Raw genomic sequence first — 21,201 nt, forward strand, 5'->3', positions numbered from 1 at the left:
TTGAGCCTGGTACAAGGTGGCGTCAATCCCCATGCGGGCGACATCTGGGGTGGGGGTGATCCTGCTGGGCGTAGGAACGATCTCGCCCTTCCGGCGGTCAGGCACGCGTGGTACGTGACTGGTCGCACCTGCATGCGATCCACGCCGGCGGAGCATGCAGCGGGTGGCCAGGAGGGTTGCCGCCCGAGAAGGGAGATGGCCCCTTCGTGATGCGCCTGCCAGGTCACCGCCGTCAGCGGCTGACCACTGGCGACTCGGCCGTTTCCGGCGTCCGTGGCGGGCCGCGACGTCCTCGGTTCCGGCGCCTTCCATCCCGCCTCGTTGGCGTGGTGCGGCCGGGCCCGCTTTTCGCACGACCGCCACGGAGCGGAGTGAATGTCCAGGTAGTCACCGACCAGCCCCGAGCGGCTGCCGTGGATGTCACCCGCACCGTCGGCCATCCAGGAACTCCGTCGCCCAGGGCTTGATCCATCGAGCCGCCGAGGTTACGGTCACACTGACCCTGCGTCACGGGAGTTAACAGAAAGCCTCAAGGCAGGGTAGGTCAATCGGCGGGGGACAGTGCGCGATTCACAGGCGGTCGGGGCCGGAGTACCTCCCATCAGCTTCGCGGTCCACATCGTCCGGGGTGGGAGTCTCGGCGGTGCCAGGGACGACTTCGAGAAGATGATCACCGAGCTGGCCGGATCGACCACGCCGGGCGTGCGGATGATCGCCGCGAACCCCGGCGACTGGGGCGTCGACGCGTTCGCCGGCGACCTCGGCGGCGAGATCACCGTCTGGCAGTCCAAGTACTTCTATCCGGCAACGCAGAAGAGCAACCAGCAACAGATCCGCGAGTCCCTGAGGTCGGTCCTCGACACCGCCGCGGACAAGGGCCACACAGTCAGGATGTGGGTCCTGTGCATCCCGTCCAGCATGGACGGCCCCACCACAGCCTGGTGGGACAGTTGGAAAAAGCGTCAGGAACGGGACCACAGCCTCGTGATCGAGCTGTGGGACGAAACACGGCTCACGAAACTGCTGCGCACTCCGGAGGCCGACGACGTCCGGCGCGGCTACTACGAGGTGTACCGCGGTGAGTCGTCGGCCGAGGAACCGCGTGAACTCGTCGAGGTCGACGACGACAAGGCGACCGCGCTGGAGTCTGCGCTCTTCATCATGCAGATGAAGGCGGCCGGACATGTCGAACTCAATTCTGCCAAACGCCAGTTCTTCAATGCGGACGTGGCTGTCCGGGAAATCGCCCACAAGGGTGTTCCGGCCGAGTTGAAGGCTTTGAAGTCGGCGGACGCCACGTTGCACGGTCTGTGGGAGGCCCGGTTCAACCAGTGCTGGACCGAGGACAAGTTCCCGAGTCTGCACGCGTCGGTGTGGTCCGACGTGAGGACGGAACATCCGCAGTTGCCGAAGGTCCTGCGGCTGGACCTCCCCCACGCCTGGGGACTCGTGCACCGGCTGGTGGACAACCGGAAGGCGGGATGGGTCAAGGACTGGCGCAAGATCGCGGAGGCACACACGGATCCGTGAGGGCGGTCGACCCGTCCGACTCGATGACCTACTCAACGTTGAAGGGGCAGTGGTGGAGCCTGACCGTCCGGTCGTGATGCCGGAAGACGAGGTGCAGTTCCGTCTGGCGCAACTGCTGCTCCTCCTGGCAGCCCTGGCCGGCCAGAATCTGCCGGGCGCGACCCTGGAAAGAATCGGCTACTACGACTTCCTGTCGGCCAACCCCTTCCTCGTCGTGGAGACGGGCAGCCGGGAGGCATCACTGCTCAGGCTGGCCGGCTTCGATCCGCGCACACTGTCGTACGCCTCGTCCGGACAGCGCTTCACCAGCCGCCGGGAACGCATTCAGCACGATCTCAGCCTTCTGGTCGCCTATGGCTGCTGTTCCGCCTCCGCCGAGCAGGGAAGCCTGCTCTACCGCATCACCGACCACGGGTGCCACCTGAGTTCGCAGCTCACCACGACCTATGCGTCCTCCTTCTCCACCGCGGCCGAGATCGTCGTGGGCAAGCTCCGGCGCATGAGCGACACCCGCCTGCGCAAGGAGTCAGCGACGTGGCTCCGCCTGGACACCCGGAACCCCGGCTCAGCGCTGGCACAGATCGTCGGCTCCGCCAGCCGTCCCCTTAACCCCATGACACCCCTCTGGCTGGAGGTCGAGTGAGCGCCACCACCGGAATCCGCATCAGGCGTCTGCGCCTGATCGGGATCGACCACAACTACGACGTCGACTTCACCAACGAGAACGACGTCCGGCGCCTGTCGATCATCTCCGGCGCCTTCAGCTCCGGCAAGACCGCCGTGCTGGAGTTCATCTCCTACGGCCTCGGTGCCAAGAAGCATCCGCGCCACCCGGAGATCATGCGCAAGGTCAGGGCATCCCTGCTCGAAGTCGAGCTCTCCGGTGTCCCGCACGTGATCGAGCGCGCGGTGGGAGAGCCGTCGACGAGTGCCTTCGTACGCCGTGGCCGCCTCGACGAGGCGGCCACCTCCCCCGCGGAGCGCAGGCCGATCGACCCCGCCGGCGATCCCCAGAGTCTGTCCACCCTGCTGCTCAGCCACTGCGGGCTGGAAGGTGTACAGCTCAGGGAGGCCCCCACCAGCTCCGAATCGCGCACCGACCCACTCAGTTTCCGCGATCTGATGTGGCTGACGTTCCTCACCAACGAACGTGTGGCGGACAAGAACTTCCTGTTCGAGAACAGCTTCATGCGCAAGCACAAGCTGCGTCAGGTCGTCGACGTCGTCTTCGCCGTTCATGACGACCGGCGGATCGAGATCGGGGCTCGGATCAGGGAGCTGGAAAGCAGACTGACCCGCTCGCGCTCCGAACTGGCCACGGCCCGTGCATTCGTCGAGGAACAGCACGCCCCCTCCGCAGACGCACAGACGCGCCTCGTCGCCGAACGGGAACTCGCCGACATCACACGGCAGTTGGAGGCTATCGACGCCCAGGCGAGGGCCGCGACGGACTTCGCCACCCAGCTACGCACTCGGCACCGGGGCGCCGCAGAGAGAGCGCAGTCAGCGGCCGCTGTTCTGCGGGATCAGCAGACCCAGCTGGCGCGCATGCTCCCGCTGCGTGCGCAATACGCCGACGACCTGCTGAAGCTCGGCATGCTCGCACAGGCGAAGCATCTCTTCGACCCGTTGCGCGTCCGTACCTGCCCGGCCTGCCTCCAGTCCCTCCAGGAGTCTCCCCACACCGACGACGGACACTGCAGCCTGTGCCACCACCCCGTACAGTCGCCGCCCGAACCAGCCACCAGCCTGGGCTCTGCGGCGGACGCCGTCACACCTCCTGAAGAACGGCTGGACGTCGCCGCGGAGACACGGGCCACCAAAGCCCGGCTCAAGGCGATCACCACCTACATCGAGGAAATCGAACGGTCCCTGGCAGCCGCCGAAAAGCGCGCGGCGGACACCGCCCTGGACGAGCAACGCGCGGCCAAAACCCTGGACGAGGCAACGGGGCCGGTCGTGTCGACCTACCTGTCCGCCCGTGATGACCTGCACCGCCAGCAGATCCAGGTGAACCGCCGGATCGACGAACTGAACACCGCTGCCAAACTCCAGGAAGGACTGGAGAAACGGGCGGCCAAGGTGTCCCAGCAGGAAGCCCAGCTCCAGCATCTGCGCGACGAGCTGGCGAACCTGGGCGATGCGACGGCAGACCGCGATCAAGTACTCCGGGACATCAGCAAGCGCTTCGCCCGCCTCCTCACGGAGTGGCACTACCCCAAGCTGAGCATGCCGCACATCGCTGACGACCTGACACCGCACGTGCGGGGGGAGCCCTACCAGGAGGCCTCCTCCGGAGCACGGACACTGATCACACTGGCGTGGCAGCTCGCGGTCTTCGAAGTCGCCGTCGAAAAGGGAGCGGCCCATCCCGGATTCCTCATGATCGACAGCCCCCAGAAGAACCTCGGCCACGGCAGTACGCGCGACTCCCTGATCGCCGACGCCGTCAGCATCGACGACTTCTACCGCTTCCTCCGCCAGTGGCTCGACAGCCACGAAGACACCGCGCAGGTGATCGTCGCCGACAACAGCCCGCCCGACCTCGTGGAAGAGAACGTCATCGTGCGGTTCAGCAGGGACGAGGAGCACCCGCCGTACGGTCTGATCGACGACGAGACGGGGTAGGCCCGAGCTCCGGCGGAGAAGCCGTCGGAGCACCCGTCTTGGTCCGGCCTCGGGCAGAGATCTTGCGCCTTCGAGGATTTCCGATCGCCTCACGGCCTCTTCCTCACCGCGAAGAGCGTCACGGCGTCCCGAGAATCGTCGTCCCGCCTGAAGCGGCCGCCCGCACCGCAGCCGGTCCCGGCCAGAGTTGTAAGTCGAGGGCGTCCTCCAGGCGGGTGAGGGTGCCGATGTCCGGCAGGACATCGCCGTTGAGGACGCGGGCAACGGTGGAGTGGGCGACCTGCGCCGCCTCCGCGAGGCTCCGCAGGGACAGCTCGCACGATCGCATCGTCCGGTCCAGGTCACGGGCGAGGAGCAGACCGCAGTGTGCGCTCAGCGGGGCGGCGGGAGCGAGGACCACCTCGGGCCAGGAACCGTCCGCCACGTAAAACAGGGGGTGCTTGTCGTTGTTGCTGCGTGGCATGGCCCGAATCGTGCCATGCCACGCAGGGGCTTTCGGCCGTCCGAAAGGTTGCCGGGCCCTGCCGAAGCCCGCCCACGGAGGCTTGGTAGTACCGGCCCCGTCTGCCTGTGCGCCCCGCCACATCCCGCTTCCAGCCGCTGAACGTCCAGTCGCCTCTCGTGGGCAGCATCCAGCCGTAGTTGCCCGGCCCAGGCCTGTGCATCCCGGTCAAATGCCCTTGCAAGCCGGACAGTTGCCGGCTCTTGTGTGCCTCCGCCCCACCAACCTGCGTAAAAGCAGCGCCCCTTAGGCTTTATGATCATGAGCAATCGGTCCTGCGCGATCGGCCGTCTGGCCCTTTGTGCAATGCGACGGATCATCAGATACGGCTGCGCGTACATCGGTTAGGCCTTCAGGGTGGGGTCGGGCGGATGCGGCGGGTGCCGCTTCGCACGCGGATGAGGAGGATGAGTTGAGCAACCCGGACACAGGGTTCACGCTGCCGTTCATCGCCCATCTGCAGCAGATTCTCGACATCGAGCACGCCCAGCTGGAGAAGGCGGGCACGGCCGCGGCCGACACCGCGGCGGCCGTCGCCGAGGCCGAACGGATTCTGCAAGAGGCACTTGAGGGTCAGCGTGTCGCGCTCGGAGAGCAGCGGGTCGCGGCCGAGCGGTACGAGGCGGTCCTGGCGACTGTCCAGGCCGCCGAGTCCTACGCGACCGAGCTGGGCCTCACCGACACACAGAGCATGGCCACCGCCGGCGCCGGGGACGACGCCACGCCCTCGCAGGGTCCGACGTCCGGAACGCTCGCCCGCCTGGTCATGGACGTACTGGAGCCTGGCAAGGACATCAGCGTCCCCGACATCTACGCCAAGGTGTGGGAGCTCCGACCCGAGATCGCGAAAAACGCGATCCGCGCGGCGCTGTCGCAACTGGTCAAGGCCGGCCACGTGGAGAGCGTCCAACGTGGCGTCTACCGTCTCCTGAAGCTCGCGGAGGCTCACACGACGGACAGCTGACGATCGCTCCGTATCACCCCAGCGACGTGCGCAAAAAGGGCGCCGCCAGGACCATGCCGGGTCCGGCGGCACCCGTGACACGTCAGCTGAGGGCCCACGCATCGGGATCATTTTAGAGCATGATCATGTTCCGTTCGATCAGCATGCCCGTTGCCCATATCGGCCCTCGGCAGCAAATCCCTTTATTCACGCATATATTCTGAGGGCCCCAATGAATTCCTTCCTTCCTCGCTGCCTCCGAGCCGGTCTCATACCGGTTCCCACGGTGTCCGCTCCCGTGCAGGCAGGAGAAGACCGGTGACCATTCCCAGGATTCAGACCCCGCTCGTGATGCCGAGCGAGCGTCTCGCTACGCGGCGCCAACTCGATCTGGTGGACGTCCTGTTCGAACTCGGCGGCTCTCAACGCCTCCCCGTGTCCGCCCAGGATCTGGCGTCCCGGCTGGACATCACGCCGAAGACCGTCAGCAGGACGACGACGTTCCTCGTCCACGGCGGGCTCCTCGAGCCGGGCCGGGGCGCATGGGCACTGACCGAGATCGGACACTCCCTGGCCCGGCTTCGGTCCACCGATACCGCGCGGGCCCGGCTCCTGCTCCACGACCACTGGCAGGACAGCTGGTTCCATCGGCGCGCGCTCGAGCGGCTGACGTCCGGGCCGGTGGAAGAGGCGGACCTCGCAGCCCACCTGGGCTCCGGCCTGTCCGCCACGCCCGAACGTGGCGCGTTCCTGGTGGAGTGGATGGCGTACGCCCTGCTGGTCGACCGTGACGAGCAGGGGCGCATCGTCCTGCCCACCAGGCAGCAGGCCGGGCAGCAGACGGCCTCGGCCCCCCGTCCTCCGGCACCCGCAGGGCCGCCCGGAGTCCTGTCTCCCTTCCTGAGCATGCCCGCCGAGGCGTTCTCCGCGCTGCCCGACGCGGAGTTCCTCGCTCTGCTGCAGGCGTACCGGACGGTCTTCGTGAAGCTCACGCCGAGCCTCCAGCAGTCCGGGAACTGACCGACCCAGATCTGCCCTTCCCCGGCAGGGGGTGCTGCGGCATGCCGTCGAGCGGCCCGCACCCCCGCCTTCACCCGCGCATCCATGTCCGCGATGCGCCGCGCCTGCGCCGCCTGACAGCCCCGGCACGCCGATCTTCCGACGTGCCGTGACCGCTGCTGCCCGCACGCCCTTTCACTCTCCTCTTCACTCTTCCACGCCCTTCCTGTTGCCACGGAGATCAGCCATGCCCAGGGTGTCGCATGTACGGAACACCACCTTTTCCCATGTTTTTTCAACTTTTTTCGGATCCTCTGCCGTGCAGGAGCCGAGGGAAGGCGTGGTGATGCCTCCTCGGCGAAGGGACATCATCGTGGGCAGCGACCCGTCTCTCACTCACGCGTTCGACTGTGTCTGGGACGTCTGGCAGACCATGGCCGCCCGCGGTGAGTTCACCGAGCAGACCCTGGACAAGTTCGGGCTGCTTCTCAGGCGGAGCGAGCGCTACCTGTATCTGCGCGGAGCGGTCGTCCTCGGCGACGTGACAGCGGAGTTGGCGGAGGACTTCGTGACCGCCCGGGGGCGCAGTCGGCACGGCCATGTCACCGACTCGGCTGCGTCGACGATGCTGGGGCGGCGCTCGGTCCTGCGGATCGCCTTCCGCACCTTGCGCGAACTCGGCCTGAGCGACACGGATCCCACCCGGGACATCATCCTGCCCTCCCGCCAGGGCGGTGAGATCCGGGCGCTGGTCGAGGGCGAGGTCGTCGACCTGCGCCACCACGCCTCCTTCATCGACCGGCCCCGCCGCCACGGGGCCGCCGCCGCGCTCGCGCTGGCGGGCGGCCACAGCGCGGAGATCGGGCACATCCGGGTCTGCGACCTCGACCTCGACGGCCGCCGCGTGTGGATGCACGGGGCCACCAAGACGGACGCGCGCTGGTGCCCGCTGGACGACTGGAGCCTCAACGTCCTGGCCCACCGCGCGGCGTTCGTCAGCGCCCGCCAGCTGCGTCCCGAACGCGCACCCCACGCCCGTCTGGCCGTCTCCGACAAGCCCGCCTCCGACGCCACCTTGCAATCACGTGTCTGCGTCGCGCTGCGCAACCTTCTGACCTGGATCGGCCTGGACGGCGAGGAGGACGTCAAACCGTCCTCCGTCACCGCATGGGCCGGCGTCGAGGAGTTCGAACGCACCGGCCGGATCGAGAACGTCGCATGCCGCCTCGGCCTGCGCTCCCTGGACCGAGCCGCAGCCGTCATCGGCCACACCTGGCACACCGCGGGTACGAACGGCCAGGAGGAGCCCTGTGCCTGACGACCTGTTCGGCGACGCCCTCCCTCAGAACCTGCGCCCCTCCAGAAAGCGCCAGCTGCGCGACAGCGACCAGCGCACCCAGTCGCAGCGGATCACGGACTGCCTCGCCGACCCCCTCTTCCACGAGATGGCCGAGCTCCTGCCCGCCAGGGCCGACCGCGGCCGGCCCCGCAAGTACCCGGCCGTCGTGTATGTACTGCTCTCCGCCCTGATGACCGTCACCGGCTCCAAGCGCTCCGCCGTCGGCACTCTCGATCCCAAGCAGTGGCGCTCACTGCGCGCCTCCGTCCGCCGGCACGCAGGACGCGCCGCCGCCGCCCGCCTGCCCGACTCACCGCCCAGCCGAGGCCAGTACCTGGACGCCGAGGAGAACATCCTGGCCCCTCACATCGACCTGATGCAGGACCTCTTCGAGCAGTACGCCGTCCGGCAGGCCCTGCATCAGGGCCTCTTCCCGCCGGACGCCGTACGCAACTGGGCCAGGCCCGAGCGCCGCCAGCTCCTCGTCGGCGACGCCACCGTTCCCAAGCCTCCCTCCAAGGCCGAACAGCGCGTCACGATCGACCCCGTCACCGGTGAGATACGCGAACACCGCGTCGATCCAGCCGCCCGGCTCTACTTCGAGAACGGCGAGAAGGAGAAGACTCCCGCGCGGGGGACGAAGTGGTTCTTCGCCTCGGCCCGGGACGACGGCTACTGGCGACGCGTCATCCTGAGCGTCCGGCACGTCGCCGGCGGCGACTACGAGGACGAAGCCGCCGTCGCCGTACGTGCCTTCACCCAGCTCAGCCGTATCCTGCCCGGCTGCATGGGCGTCGCCTACGACGGAGCCTTCCGCGGCGTGCACCGCGACGCCCTGGCCCGCCTCGGCCTCCTGGTCATCAACCTCCAGCACGGCTCCGCCGTCCCCCGCGCCTACGAACTCCTGCGCCCCGGCCGCTGCCGTCACGACCTGTGGTGCGCCAACGGACGCATCGCCGAACGCGTCCTCCTCGACGACGGCACCAGCACTCTCCTCCCCGTCCCCATCACCCGCCTCGAACACCGCAAAGGCGTCACCAAATCACGCTGGTACCACCTGCTCCACATCCCCTGCCGCCACGGCGCCCACGCCCACCGCGTCCCGGTCGGCATCACCACCACGCCGGATGACCGCACCGGCATCCACCCGGATACCGGCCGTAGGATCAAAAGCGACACCGAACGCGGCTTCCACCGCGCCGAACACCTCCAGCAGATCCCCGAAGGCACCCTCGCCCACCAGCAGCTCTACCCCTACCGCAGCGACGCGGAATCCGTACACAGCCAGTTCGACAGAAGCCTCTGGAACGAACGCATGATCTCCTACGGCCTCGAACGCCAGAAGGTCTTCGCACTCGGCTTCGCCGCCGCCCAGAACGCCACCAGCCGCCGCCTCTTCCTCGAAAGAACACCCGCCCTGAAGGCGGCAGCCGCCGTACAGCGGGCAGCGGCATAACCTCACGGCCAGGACCACGCTCACTCTGTGGATCCCTATGGGAAGACCCCCGCCCACCATCTGGACGGGGGTCTTCGACGTCGTGAAGCGCACTATCCCATCGCCACATAATCTTGCGGCGCCTTGCGCAGAATCCTGCCCATCTCGTCTTCGGTGAGTCTCCGGAAAGCCACCGCTGACGCACTCGCGATCTTCTGGAACAGGACTTCCGCCGGGATCGGCGGCAGGCCGGCGAAGAGAGCGTGGTGCTCCGCGCCGGCGCCCTCACTGAACTCACGGTGCAGCAGCCACACCGCCTCGGCGAACATCGCGTAACTCGTCTCGTACTTGCCCCAGAGACACCGCAGGGCGTCGCCACCGAAATCCCGTTTGACGAATCCCCACAGGTACGACTTCTCGACCGTCTTGTCCGGGAACGCATCATCGTGCAGATAGCGAACCCAGTCATTCAGAATTTCCCAGCGCAGCGCGCTGACGATCACCCCGGTCGGCGCCTCGCTTTGCCGCAGGTCTGCCGCGAACTCATCATTTAATGCCATCCCTCGACCGTAGCGAGAAGCAGCGCAGCACCGCCATGGCGCCTGCCTACCGGCCCAGCGGTACCGCGTACCGGAACACACGCGTTCTCGGCCAGTCATCCCGGAACCCGGGCCGTCCCACGTGTGGCAGGCCAGGTCGCCCTGAGGAAGTGGCAAGCGCACCCACAAGCAGACACAGGGAACAGAACGGTCCAACCACTCTCCCGTCTGCTCTCTTCAGCATTCGCTGGCCGCCCTGCATCAACGACAGAACCGGCAGGTCAGAAGCATCAACCCCCACCAGCTGGCCCTTCAGACCCCATCCCAGCAACCCGCGCCCGCCCACATCCGCTACCCTGTTCTTGGTCAGTAGCCGGTTCGCCATGTTGTCAGCCCAAGCACCAACGCAGAGAACGTGACACCACCACTGACCAGTGGGTTTGTGTTCTGGTCGAGGATCTGAGTCCTGGATTTTCCGACAAGGTTTCCCACAAGCCCCCGCCTTCGTAGCTCAGGGGATAGAGCACGGCTCTCCTAAAGCCGGTGTCGCAGGTTCGAATCCTGCCGAGGGCACCATGTTCTACGTCGCTGACCTGGAGTTTCTCCCTCCCAGGGAGGCGCTCTATTCGGCCTCGGACTCCTTGTCCGGGGCCGTTTGCGTGAGCGGACGAGGGGTTGATCGCATCGCCTGGAACCCCCGAAATGATCAGCCCGTGCGATGTTGGACAGGGCACTCTGGTCGTCCCGGACGAGACCGGCGCGGTTGGCGTGGAAGATCACGTGATGGGCGATGAAGACGCGCAGGCCACGGGTTAGGGCGCCATTGTTGGCGAGGTCAGCGAGCGTGGCGGACGGCGGTCTCCCGGCGTCCCAGGTGCTCGCGCGGAGGCGAAGCCGCGATCAGGCCACAGTGACCTGCTGCGCCAGCAGCAGCGCCAGCGGGCCTCCCTGGAGCAGGAAGCGTCCCTCGGTGGCGGCCTGGATGGCTTCAGGCATCGGCCACCACATGAGCTTGAAGTCCACTTCGCTGGACGTGAGTTGCTGCGGGCCGCAGGTGAGATCTTCGGCCAGGAAGAGGTGGATGCGGGCGGTGGAGTTCAGGGTGATGGCGTACGAGCCGAGGGGCCGCCAGGTCTGGGCGCTGACGCCGGCTTCCTCGCGCAGTTCGCGCCGCGCGCACTCTTCCGGTGTCTCGCCGGGCTCCCGGCGTCCCCCGGGCAGGAACACGTACTCGCCGCCGTGCTGGGGGAATTCGGCGGTCAGGACGGCGACCATGCCGTTCGCTTCCCGGGCCACGATGACGGAGGCGTCGCGCATTGCCCCCCGCTGGGATGTGTCGTTCATGGCCCGGGAGCGTAGCCGCCTACGCTGACAGCCAGGCGGCGAACGGCACGTTGAGCACGGTGGGGTGAGCGATGCCGCGGCCGTGGTAGCCGTCCTCGCCGAAGGCGTCGCCGTGGTCGGCGCACATGATGATCAGCCATCTGTTCTTGCTGGTGAGTCCCTCGACCAGGCGGCCGAGGTGTTCGTCCGCGTACGCGAGCGCGGCGGCCTGAGAATGCCAGGAGTCGACGCTGCCCCCCACATAGTGGCCGTGAGGGACATGGGTGGCGGAGACGTTGACGAACAGGAACAGCGGCCGGGTGGCGTGCTGTTCGGCGACGGTCAGGGCGTGGTCGACCTGGTGGCGGGTGGAGTCGGGCTCCGGGGAGCAGAACTCGGGCCGCCAGTGGTCCTCGTGGAACATGTCGGGTAGCACCGACCCGAGTGGCGTCTCCCGCGAGAAGTAGGTGACACCGCCGATGCACACGGTGCGGTAGCCGTGCTGGGCGAGCCCGGTGAGGAGGTTCGGCGCGTCGAAGACGAACGTGCCCGCATCGACGGTCTTGAACGCGGGCGGACGGCACTCCCACAGCCGCGGTGGCTGTACGGGCTGCGACAGCTTGGGAAGGAAACCGGAGAAGAACGCGATGTGGGCGGGGAGGGTGAAGGTGCCGGGGGTGCGGCGTTCCTCCCACACCCCGCCCGGCAGGATCTTCGCCAGGCGCGGGGTCTGACCGGCGTGCAAGGCCGCGCGGGCGACGTCGTGGCGCAGGGAGTCCAGGGTGACGAACAGGATGCCGGTCTGGCTTCGGATGACCTCGGCCGCGTCGATCACAGCGCCTCCACCAGGTCGGGGCGTTCGGTGATGTGGCCCTTGGCCTGATCGTTGACCGGGATGGGAACCCGGTCGGAGGCGATCATCCTTCGCAGCTCGGCCAGACCGGTGTCCTCGGTGACCGGCCGGCCGTCCAGGTCGTAGAGGCGGATCGTGACGGTCTGCCGCCCGCCGTTGTCGGTCGTGGTCAGCAGGGCTCCGGGGACGCCCCCGAGTTCCTTCATGGCGTGCAGGAGCTCGGCTTCGCTGGCCGTGCCGAGGCTGGAGACCTGGCAGCCCCAATGCTCGGCGTTAATGGCGCCCCGGCAGAACCGCCGGTGGAACTCGGCCGTGGTGGGGTGCTCGTCGTGGGCCACGGCCATCTGCCGGGCCTGGCTGATCACGACGAAGCAGGCGGCGACCCACCAGGCCACGCCCTCGTGGATCTCGCCCGGGAACTCGCCGGCGATACGGCCGTCACGGATGACGGCGTCGCTGTCGATCGGGTTGAGCACGCCAGTCCTCCAGGTGTTTGGCGATGGTGTCGGCCAGGTCGTCGGCGCTGCGGCCGTCGGTGGGGAGCATCACTGCCGTGGGGTCCTCGTCGGCGACGGCTTGGAAGTTCTCTGTGAGCCGGGCAAGGCGGCCGGGGACGTCGAACAGGTCGGTGTCGTCCTGCTTCACGTCCGTCTTGGTGCCCATCCGCTCCTTCAGTGAGTTGTCGGAGCTGATCAGGTAGAACGTGGCGTCGGGTATCACGAGGTAGGGCAGGAACGGGGCGATCAGCTCGCGTACCTGGTCCAGGCCGACACGGTTGACGGCGGCGTGGCAGGCCATGACCGATGAGGCGTACCGGTCCGCGACCACCGGTCCCGTGCCGAGGTGCTGTCGTATGGAGTCGGTGACGTGCAGGAGGCCGGAGAGGTAGAAGGCGAACTGCGGAAGCGGCCGAAGCTCCCGGTTGATCACGCCGGACCAGCCGGTGTGCGGATCGGTGAGTGTGTGGATCGCCGTGGTGCCGAGCCTCTTGGCCAGCAGACGGGCGAGCGTCGACTTCCCGACCCCCGAAACGCCTTCCAGGACGACGAAAGGCCCCTGCCGTCCTTCATCCCCGGGCGTGTACGGGGCGCGCAAGGAGGTCACAGGGTGCCCTCTGTGAAGGCGGAAACGTGCCGGGCCACGGCCGCGGGGATCTGCTGTGGATCAGCCAGCAGGGTTCGGATGTCCATGCGTAAGTCCTCCCGCAGCAGGCAGGGCTGGATGCCGCCGGCGTGGTCCATGCGCAAGGCCCAGAAGCCCTCCACGCACTTGGCCTTTACCGGGCAGGTGCCGCACTGGCCGACGTGGTGGCGGCCCAGTTCGCGTTGGATGACGTCGATCTCGATGCCGTCGATACGGAAGATCCGCCGCCCCTGGCCGGTGCCGGAGACCTCTGTCTCCTCGTCGCTGGTCAGGGTGCGCAGGTGGTCGATGAGGTCCCGGGACCCAATGGCCGAAGACTTCCGTTCGGCGTTGAAGTCGGTGTCGACGAGTTCGATGAACTGCACTGGCAGCCTGCGCTCAAGGCCGAACGCGAGGATGTCGCGCAGCTCGTGCTCGTTCTCGCGCTGGATGAGCGTGTTCAGCTCCACCCTCTCGAACATCTCGCGGGCGGCCTCGATGCCGTCCAGGACGGTCGCGATGCTGGGGCGGGCCTGGGCGATGGCCCGGAAGGACTCGTCGGAGAAGTAGTGCAGGGAGACCTTCACCTTGTCCAGGCCGGTCGTGGCGAGCCAGTCCTGATGCGTGCGCACCAGAAGGCCGTTCGTGATCAGCGTGTAGGACACGTCCGGGCCGTGGACGGGGAGCTGAGTAAGGACCGGTCGCGCCAGCTTCGACGCCAGCGGCTCGCCGCCGGTGAAGTAGACCCGCTTCAGACCGGCGTCGATCAGCTCGCGCAGTACGTTCACGTAGTCGTCGGCGGTCAGTTCTCGGGCGCGGGGCTTGGCGTCCCGGTGCAGGTGGGTGAACGGCGGCGGCACGTCGCCCTCGTTGTGGCAGAACCAGCACTTCAGGTTGCAGATGGGGGTCAGCGAGACCCTGAGCTGTCCGCGCAGTGCGGCGAAGTTCCGCAGCGCGGTCCAGTCCACGTCGGTTTTCGGGAGCGGAACGGTCAAGACCTGCTCCTTTCGTGGGGGCATACGTCGGGTTCTGGTGTGTTGGTCAGTCCCGGGCGGAGGCCGGCAAGGAGTAAGGCGGACGTCCCCGCCCAGGGCGGTCTATCGGGTAGCGCGCTTCGCGCACCGGACGGTGGGGGCGAGTCGCGGTGGCGCACCTCAGCCAGCGGGCGGGTGCAGCGTGACCGGGGGCCTCACGCTCCGTCCTTGATGCGGAGTTCGGCCCAGACTTCCTTGCCCCACGGGCGCCTGCCCGAGCTGTGCAGGTCGTAGCCCCAGCAATCGGCGACTGCGTCGATGAGGAGCAGTCCGCGACCCGTCTCGTCATAGTCATCGGCCTGGCTGAGAGCCGGCAAGCGCGACGGCTCCCGGTCCAACACACCGACACGCAGCCGTGTCGCGCTCGGCCGCTCGACCATCAGACGGATCTCCTGGCACGGGGCGTGCCTGGCGGCGTTCGCGATCAGCTCTGTGACGATCAGCGCGGCGTGGTCGACGAGGTTGTCGAGGCGCCATATGCCGAGGACGTCCCGGAGGAGCTGGCGGCCGATCTCTGCCGTGGACGGCTCGCAGGGGAAGGTCTGGCCATAGGCGGGGTGGCCGACGGATGCGACATGAACTTGCGTAGTGAGCCTCGTCATTGGGGGAGCTTTCGGGTTGTCTCGGCGCCCGGCCCGCCCCCTCGGGGGACTTCAGGAGCGGGCCGGGCCGTCAACAGCCGCCCGCACGGTGGGGCGTGGCGGGCGACCGACAACAAGACAACTCCCTTTCCGAGCAAGGTGATTAGGACGATCAGCCACCCTTGCAACGGGAGGACCTAGGGCGATTTGACCTCTCCTTTACCTGGTGGGCATGGGGGCGTGAGAGCTACCGTGCGGACATGGACACCACGCGAAACACCGTTCTCGTGGCGTGGATGGCCGAGCACAGCTACAGCTCCAACAGCCTCGCTGACGCTGTGAACAGGGCTTTAGAGCAGTTGACCGGAAGGCATGGCGGCCTCGACGGCTCATCGGTCCGGGACTGGAAGGCAGGCCGGGTCACGTGGCCCAAATCGGCTACCCGCAAGGCACTTGAGGACGTCAGCGGCCTGCCCGCGATCGCTTTAGGGTTCGTGCCACGGGGTCGGCCTTCGTCCACCCCGGCCCGACCGCAGCAGGAGGACCCCGACATGAAGCGCCGTACTCTCGTCGGAGGGATCGCGGCGGCTGCCGCTGCGGCAGCCGCCCCCGGCACCGCATCGCCGCGCCGTATCGGCATGAGCGACGTCAACCGTCTGAACAAGCGCTTCGCCGAGATCATCGCCAGCGACCACCGCCACGGCGGCCAACTCGGCATCGAGCAGCAGGCTGCCGAGCTCGCCAACGAGGCGCTGAACCTCCAGAACGCCGGCAGCGCCACCCAACGCGTACGCAGCAACCTCTACGCCTCCGCAGCGGCGTTCCGCTCCTCGGCGATGTGGGCCGCCATCGACGGACGCCGCTACGAAGACGCGAAGGCGCACATGCGCGAGGCCCAGGCCCTTGCCGAGATGTCCGGCGACCAGGCGATCAAGTTCCGCATCTGGAGTCACGCGGGCACCATGTACCGGCACATGGGCCGTCCCGCCGACGCGTTCGCCGCCAACGACGTCGCCCGCAACCTGCACCTCACCCGCCGCGACCCCCTGTTCGCATCCCTCGGTCTGGCCCGACAGGGCGCCATCCACGGCGCGGCACAGGACCGCGCTGGCACCCGCCGCGCGTTCGAGCAGGCCCAGGACGCCATGCTGCGCGCCGACCCCGCCGACTACCGGCCGGTGTGGATGCTCGCCTTCTACGACCAGGCCGAGCTGGACCACTTGGCGCTGTCGGCGTACTTGGCGCTCGGGGACTACTCGACCGCCGAGTTCCACGCCCACCGCAGCCTGTCCGCCCTCCGGCCTCACATGATCCGGTCCCGGGCCATCACCACGACCCGACTCGCACACGCCCAACTCGCCCAGGGCGCCCCTGAGGCCGCCACGGCCACAGCCATGAAAGTCCCTGCCGACGCCGCCACCCAGCACGCCCGGGTAACGCGCATGCTGCAGGAGTTCGGGGCCGCACTGCGCGCCACCGCACCGGGCAGCTCCACCGTGCAGACCTGGACCGAGCACACCGCCGCCTGGAGAATGGCCGCATGACCACGGCGCCCGCCATCGAACTGCGCACCTTCACCACCCTCGACACGGCCCGCGGCGACCTCCTCGACGTGTACGCCGAAGTACGCGCCCCGCTCCTCCACCTGCCGAACTACGCCGTCACCGCGTTCGGCGAACGCCTGGACCGGCACGGCACCGAGCCAGGGTTCACAGCCGTCCTCGCATACGCGGACGGGCATCCGGTCGGCTACGCCTACGGCAACACCATCGAGCACGGCGACCGGTACTGGCAGCGCACCAGCCCGCCGCCGGCGGAGAAGTACACCGAGCGTCCGGCCGTGGCCCTGAAGGAGATCGGCGTCCGGCCGGCCTGGCGGAAGACCGGCACCGCCCGCCGCATCCACGACGCCCTCCTCGCCACCCGCGACGAGCCCTACGTCACGCTCATGGTCAACCCGGCCGCCGGTGACGGAAAGGTCCACGGGCTCTACAAGTCGTGGGGCTACGAGGACATAGGACAGAGCCAGCCGTCACCGGCCTCGCCGGTCCTCACCGTGATGATCCTCGTCAGCCGCTAATCGAGCGGCGAAGGCTTCAGCAAGCCGACCGTCGCCAGCAGCACCAACCCGTCCACCGACAGGGGCCACAAGGACGCGCTCACCAGCCGGTCGATGTGCCGCGTCCAGTGGGTGGCCCACCCGGGGCGGTACAGGTCCGTCAGGTGCGTCGGGCGATCGGCTGATGCTGCCCGCGGCGCCCGATCCCGATGCGATCAGCGGCACTTGCGACCGTGGCACGCGGGGCTGGCTTTCGGGGTCTGCGGGGTGGTGGTGGTTTTCTTCTTGCCGGTGCTGCCGTCCCGCTTCTCGGGGGTCGCGGAGGGCGAGGGAGCGCCGGGTTCGTCGGTTCCGTGGCCGAGGGGGGCGGGCGCGGGGAAGGGGACGTCGGGCAGGCCGGCGAGGGCGTCGCGCATGTACTGGGTCCAGATCTCGGTGGGGATGTCGCCACCGAACACCTTCTGCAGGCCGCCGACACCTACCAGGGACTGCAGCTGCGGGTTTTTCGGGTCCTCTTTGAACAGGACGACAGAGGTGGCGAGTTGCGGGGTGTAGCCGATGAACCAGGCCGACCGGAAGTCGTCGGTGGTTCCGGTCTTGCCTGCCGCCGGCCTGCCGAGAGCCTGTGCCTTCGTGCCGGTTCCCCGGGTGATGACGCCCCGGAGCACGTCGGTCACGTTGTCGGCGACCGCCGTTGGCAGGGCCCGCGCGGGGGTGGGGGCGGTGAAGCCGGTCAGCGTCGAACCGTTGTGAGTCACCTTGGTCACCGAATAGGGGGTTCTCTGCATCCCGCTGGCTGCGAAGGTCGCGTAGACACCCGCCATCCGAATGGCACTCGGCGTCGAGGTGCCGATGTAGAAGCCGGCGCTGGGGTCGGCGAGGCTGCCCGAGCGCAGGCCGAGGGTTTGCGCTGTCTTCGCCACCTTCCCGTAACCGACGTACTCCCCCAGTTGCACGTACGGCGTGTTGACCGACTGCTCCATCGCCTTGCGCAGAGTGATGTAGCCCCAGGGGTAGTCGGTGTCGTTCTGCTGGTGGAGGAGACCGGTGGGGTCCTTGTCGTCGGTGACGTAATTGCCCTGCTGGTCCTTGATCTTGATGCCGTCGTCACCGTTGAACTTGCCGGCCGGGGTGATCGGTTCGGGGGACTTGCCGGGTTGCAGTACGGCTCCGTGCTGGAGCGCGGCGGCGAGGACGATCGGTTTGAAGGTCGATCCCACCGGGACACCGGAGGTGTCGGCATTGTTCGAATAGTGGGCCTGGTTGTAGCCGGAACCGCCGTAGACGGCCAGGATCCTGCCGGTCGCGGGATCCACCGAGGCGGCTCCGACCTGGACGTCCCGGTCGGCCGACCGGTGGGTGGGGTCGAGGCGTTGCTCGCGTACCCGTGCGACGGCCCGGGCCAGTTCCGCCGTCTTCTTCCTGTCGAAGGTGGTGTGGATCTGGTAACCGCCTCGGCTCAGGCTGCCGTCGGTGATGGTGGGGTCGTGCGCCTGGACGTACGACCTGGCCAGTTGGACCAGGTAGCCGACCTGGCCCGGGTACCCCGCCCCTGGGGTCCACTTCCTGGGCGTCGGGAAGCCGGCGGCCGCGTACCGGGCCCGCTGCCCGGCCGTCAGCTTGCCGGTCGTCACCATCCGGTCCAGCACCCAGGACCAGCGTGCTTCCGCCTGCGCCTTGGCCTTTGGATCGGAGTCCGCGTACTGGAAGAGGCTCGGCTCATTGACCGCTGCGGCGAGAAAGGCTCCCTGGCTCACGTTGAGCTTCTCCACCGGGAGGTTGTAGTACATGCGGGCGGCGGCCTGGATGCCGTTGGCCTGCCGTCCGAAGAAGCAGGTGTTGAGATATCCCTGGAGGATCTGCTGCTTGGTCATGACGGCGCCGATCTTGGACGAGATCAGCAGTTCCTTGAACTTGCGGGACATCGTCTGCGAATGATCGAGGTAGGTGTTCTTGACGAACTGCTGGGTGATCGTCGATCCGGACTGGACGGAGCCGCCCTCGGCCATGTGGACGACGGCACGGAGGATGCCTTGCGGGTCGATGCCGGGGTCGGTGTAGAAGGACGCGTTCTCCGCGGCGATGAAGTCCCACTGCACGTCCGTGGGCACCTGCGAGAGGGTGACGTTCTGCCGGTTGACGCTGCCGTCGGTGGCCAGCACGGTGCCGTCGGACCAGTAGTAGACGTTGTTCTGCAGCAGCGTCGATGGATTGGGGTCGGGGATGGTGACCGTGGCGTACGCATAACCGATGGCCGCCGCTGTGCCGCCGAAGCAGAGCAGGAAGAGCGCCAGCAGTTGACGCACCGACGGCAGCCAGCGACGCAGGCCCGTCCTGCCCCGGTGCGGATAGTCGATCCAACGTTTCTTCTGCGGCGCCGCTCTCCGGCCGCGGCGTGGCACGCCCGGTTCGGGTGCCTGGTGCCGTACGGCCCGGCGGCGCGTGGCGCGGCCACCCGCAGCACGGTTGCCGGCGATGTTGCGCTGCGGCGGTCGGCGCCGGTGTCCGCTCATGGCTCGGATCACTGTCCTTTCAGTACCACTGCTCAGTACCACTGCGTTGTTTCGTGGGGTGCGGGCGGCCGGAAGCCGTCGTGGGGTACGGGGTGCGGACAACCGTCGTACGGCACCGACGGCGGAAGCCGGTCGTACGGCACCGGTCACGCAAGCCGGTCGTACGGCACCGACTGCGGAACGGGCTCCTGCGGGGTGAGGTCGTCCCGGGGGCCTCGGCGCTCACCGGGTCCTGCAAGCTGCCGTACCGCTCCACGCGCTGCCGCCGCTTTCGCCGGTCCAGTGCACGAGTCGTGCCCCCTGTCCTGGCCGACCGAATCGGTCAACCAAGGTAAGAGAGCCAACTCGGCCGAAAGTGTTACACCTCAGCCCGGCAAAACGGAACGAGCCGGATAAGAAGTGAGCAATCCGGCTGGTCCGTGCCGAGGTCCGGAAGGAGGTGTTCCGGCGCCACCCCGAACCCGAAGAACTTGGCCGCCATCACGCCCGCGACGCGTCCGACCTCGACGACCTCCAGCCCCGTCCGACCGGCGCGGACCGGATCGACGAACCGCGAACTTCCCAAGCCGCGGCAGGACGGCGCACGGGGCGTATGGCAGACGGGACTTCTGAGGCCGCTGTGACGTTTGCCAAGGCTCCAACGCTTCTGCAGTGGAGGCTTGATCGCCTCCTCAAAGGCCATGTCTTCCGACTTGACCCTCATGAACCACGTGTCGCGTGTTCGACCGGCCAAGCTCGGAATACTCACTGGGGGAACCTTGACGAGAAGTACCATGCCCAGCCGCATACTGGCCCGGACAGTGGGCGTTGTCGCGGCAATGACAGTTGCGCTCACGGCGGCACCGCTGGTCGGTACCGCGTAGGCCTACAGCGCGGCGTCGGGATCGCTGAGCTTCAGCGGCGAACCGGGCGAGCCCATTTCAGGCGGTCAGTCGTATGAGTACACGGCTGGAGCGGTCCAACTGTTCGACGTCCAGGGCAGCCGGGACGAGAACGGCCTTACCGTCGCGGTGGATTCGGACGAGGGTACGCTCTGGCGTCTCATTGTCGGCGCCCCCGACGGTCAGAAGCTGACTGAGGGCACCACGTACACCGGGGCGAAGCAATGGCCCTATGCCCAGCCCGAGGATCCGGAACTCGTGTTCAGCGGGATCGACAACGGGACCGAGAAGGGGTGTATCAGCAACTCCGGCTCCTTCACCATCGAGCACATTGCTTTCGGCCCCTACGGCTACATCCGCGAACTTGACGCCACCTTCGAGCAGTACTGCAACGGATCCACGGTGCCTCTGCACGGTGAGGTTCATGCGGTCATGCCCGACCCTCCGGTTGAACTCGCCATGGGGATGAACATCGACCCCACTGGCACGCTAGACGTCCCAGACGGTCGGATCACCGTCGGTGGCACGGTGACGTGCAACAAGCCTGCGAGCATCTCGATCGTCGGCCAGGTCTTCCAGATCCAAAGGAAGGCGACGCCGGGCGCGTCCTATGAGACAGCCGTCGCCTGCACCCCGGGCGCACCCGTCCCATGGTCTGTCAGCCTCACCAGCCTGGAAGCCGGCACCTCGTTCCAGCCTGGCACCGCAACGATGCGCAGCAGGGCCCGCGCAGATGACCGGGACTACCCGGTGACTGTCGACACCGGACAGCAGGAGTCAGAGGTAACGCTTTCCAAGTCCTGACTGAACGGGCGCCGTCCTCACTGATGGACGGCGCCCTCGTCGGCGCGGCTGCGAGTGCCGTGAGCTGGTCAGCGCGCCAAACCGTGCGCCCCCCATGCGCGAGGCCCGGAAGCGTT

20 protein-coding genes and 1 tRNA gene are annotated in these 21,201 nt (G+C 67.8%); 11 read left to right on the forward strand and 10 right to left on the reverse strand.

The genetic code is table 11. The features are described from left to right. Positions 1-561 precede the first annotated feature (561 nt). From AC5DRG_RS22685 to AC5DRG_RS22695, 3 genes are read left to right on the forward strand one after another with little or no spacing between them, the layout of a single operon-like run. Complete coding sequence (locus tag AC5DRG_RS22685) at positions 562-1,530, forward strand: serine/threonine protein kinase (RefSeq protein WP_491812430.1); 969 nt, start codon at positions 562-564, stop codon at positions 1,528-1,530. Between the two features lie 52 nt (positions 1,531-1,582). Next, the gene (locus AC5DRG_RS22690) at positions 1,583-2,173 is read left to right on the forward strand and encodes an ABC-three component system middle component 2 (protein ID WP_389361256.1); all 591 of its coding nucleotides are present in this window, start codon (positions 1,583-1,585) and stop codon (positions 2,171-2,173) included. Beyond that, positions 2,170-4,158 carry a DNA recombination protein RecN gene (locus AC5DRG_RS22695; RefSeq protein WP_491812431.1) on the forward strand — a complete coding sequence of 663 codons (1,989 nt, stop codon included), beginning with the start codon at positions 2,170-2,172 and terminating at the stop codon, positions 4,156-4,158. Before AC5DRG_RS22690 ends, AC5DRG_RS22695 begins: the two co-directional genes overlap by 4 nt. Before the next feature lie 118 nt (positions 4,159-4,276). Here AC5DRG_RS22695 and AC5DRG_RS22700 read toward each other — a convergent pair whose 3' ends face one another. After that, a complete protein-coding gene (locus tag AC5DRG_RS22700) occupies positions 4,277-4,621 on the reverse strand; it encodes a helix-turn-helix domain-containing protein (protein ID WP_389361260.1) in 345 nt (114 codons plus the stop codon). A 451-nt stretch (positions 4,622-5,072) separates the two neighbouring features. Between AC5DRG_RS22700 and AC5DRG_RS22705 the strand changes: the two genes are divergently transcribed. The 4 genes from AC5DRG_RS22705 to AC5DRG_RS22720 all read left to right on the forward strand — a co-directional run bounded on the left by AC5DRG_RS22705 (position 5,073) and on the right by AC5DRG_RS22720 (position 9,397). Continuing rightward, entirely contained in the window at positions 5,073-5,624 is a 552-nt protein-coding gene (locus AC5DRG_RS22705; protein ID WP_389361262.1) for a hypothetical protein, read from the forward strand. 297 nt (positions 5,625-5,921) lie between these two features. Next, positions 5,922-6,623 (forward strand): helix-turn-helix domain-containing protein, encoded by a 702-nt coding sequence (locus AC5DRG_RS22710; protein WP_491812432.1) that lies wholly within the window; start codon positions 5,922-5,924, stop codon positions 6,621-6,623. Between the two features lie 352 nt (positions 6,624-6,975). Beyond that, positions 6,976-7,920, forward strand: a complete 945-nt coding sequence (locus AC5DRG_RS22715) for a site-specific integrase (protein WP_389361266.1) — start codon at positions 6,976-6,978, stop codon at positions 7,918-7,920. Then, positions 7,913-9,397, forward strand: a complete 1,485-nt coding sequence (locus AC5DRG_RS22720) for a hypothetical protein (RefSeq protein ID WP_491812433.1) — start codon at positions 7,913-7,915, stop codon at positions 9,395-9,397. The genes AC5DRG_RS22715 and AC5DRG_RS22720 overlap by 8 nt, the downstream gene beginning before the upstream one ends. A 92-nt stretch (positions 9,398-9,489) precedes the next feature. Here the strand turns inward: AC5DRG_RS22720 and AC5DRG_RS22725 are convergent, their stop codons facing one another. After that, the gene (locus AC5DRG_RS22725; RefSeq protein ID WP_389361270.1) at positions 9,490-9,936 is read right to left on the reverse strand and encodes a hypothetical protein; all 447 of its coding nucleotides are present in this window, start codon (positions 9,934-9,936) and stop codon (positions 9,490-9,492) included. Positions 9,937-10,415: 479 nt separating this feature from the next. Between AC5DRG_RS22725 and AC5DRG_RS22730 the strand changes: the two genes are divergently transcribed. Next, positions 10,416-10,491 (forward strand) — tRNA-Arg (locus AC5DRG_RS22730). A 324-nt stretch (positions 10,492-10,815) separates the two neighbouring features. On the opposite strand, the gene AC5DRG_RS22735 is transcribed toward AC5DRG_RS22730, so the two are convergent. From AC5DRG_RS22735 to AC5DRG_RS22760, 6 genes are all read right to left on the reverse strand, one after another. Then, complete coding sequence (locus tag AC5DRG_RS22735) at positions 10,816-11,259, reverse strand: NUDIX hydrolase (RefSeq protein WP_491812434.1); 444 nt, start codon at positions 11,257-11,259, stop codon at positions 10,816-10,818. A 19-nt stretch (positions 11,260-11,278) separates the two neighbouring features. Continuing rightward, on the reverse strand, positions 11,279-12,073 hold the full coding sequence (locus tag AC5DRG_RS22740) for an STM4013/SEN3800 family hydrolase (RefSeq protein ID WP_491812435.1): 795 nt from the start codon (positions 12,071-12,073) through the stop codon (positions 11,279-11,281). Next, on the reverse strand, positions 12,070-12,567 hold the full coding sequence (locus AC5DRG_RS22745) for a hypothetical protein (RefSeq protein ID WP_491812436.1): 498 nt from the start codon (positions 12,565-12,567) through the stop codon (positions 12,070-12,072). Before AC5DRG_RS22745 ends, AC5DRG_RS22740 begins: the two co-directional genes overlap by 4 nt. Further along, on the reverse strand, positions 12,530-13,195 hold the full coding sequence (locus AC5DRG_RS22750) for a dTMP kinase (RefSeq protein WP_491812437.1): 666 nt from the start codon (positions 13,193-13,195) through the stop codon (positions 12,530-12,532). Before AC5DRG_RS22750 ends, AC5DRG_RS22745 begins: the two co-directional genes overlap by 38 nt. Beyond that, positions 13,192-14,208: a radical SAM protein gene (locus tag AC5DRG_RS22755; RefSeq protein WP_491812438.1), complete on the reverse strand. Its 1,017-nt coding sequence runs from the start codon at positions 14,206-14,208 to the stop codon at positions 13,192-13,194. The genes AC5DRG_RS22750 and AC5DRG_RS22755 overlap by 4 nt, the downstream gene beginning before the upstream one ends. 194 nt (positions 14,209-14,402) lie before the next feature. After that, positions 14,403-14,849 (reverse strand): ATP-binding protein, encoded by a 447-nt coding sequence (locus AC5DRG_RS22760; protein WP_491812439.1) that lies wholly within the window; start codon positions 14,847-14,849, stop codon positions 14,403-14,405. 239 nt (positions 14,850-15,088) lie between these two features. Between AC5DRG_RS22760 and AC5DRG_RS22765 the strand changes: the two genes are divergently transcribed. Continuing rightward, complete coding sequence (locus AC5DRG_RS22765) at positions 15,089-16,372, forward strand: NsdA family TPR-like regulatory protein (RefSeq protein WP_491812440.1); 1,284 nt, start codon at positions 15,089-15,091, stop codon at positions 16,370-16,372. Continuing rightward, a complete protein-coding gene (locus AC5DRG_RS22770) occupies positions 16,369-16,908 on the forward strand; it encodes a GNAT family N-acetyltransferase (protein WP_491812441.1) in 540 nt (179 codons plus the stop codon). The genes AC5DRG_RS22765 and AC5DRG_RS22770 overlap by 4 nt, the downstream gene beginning before the upstream one ends. A 194-nt stretch (positions 16,909-17,102) precedes the next feature. Here AC5DRG_RS22770 and AC5DRG_RS22775 read toward each other — a convergent pair whose 3' ends face one another. Continuing rightward, positions 17,103-19,400, reverse strand: a complete 2,298-nt coding sequence (locus AC5DRG_RS22775; RefSeq protein WP_491812442.1) for a transglycosylase domain-containing protein — start codon at positions 19,398-19,400, stop codon at positions 17,103-17,105. Positions 19,401-19,758: 358 nt separating this feature from the next. Further along, positions 19,759-20,235 carry a hypothetical protein gene (locus AC5DRG_RS22780; protein WP_491812443.1) on the reverse strand — a complete coding sequence of 159 codons (477 nt, stop codon included), beginning with the start codon at positions 20,233-20,235 and terminating at the stop codon, positions 19,759-19,761. A gap of 175 nt (positions 20,236-20,410) precedes the next feature. On the opposite strand from AC5DRG_RS22780, the gene AC5DRG_RS22785 reads away from it, so the two are divergent. Then, complete coding sequence (locus tag AC5DRG_RS22785) at positions 20,411-21,085, forward strand: hypothetical protein (RefSeq protein ID WP_491812444.1); 675 nt, start codon at positions 20,411-20,413, stop codon at positions 21,083-21,085. Positions 21,086-21,201: the final 116 nt, after the last annotated feature.

The organism is Streptomyces sp. JLBG701, assembly GCF_058544905.1.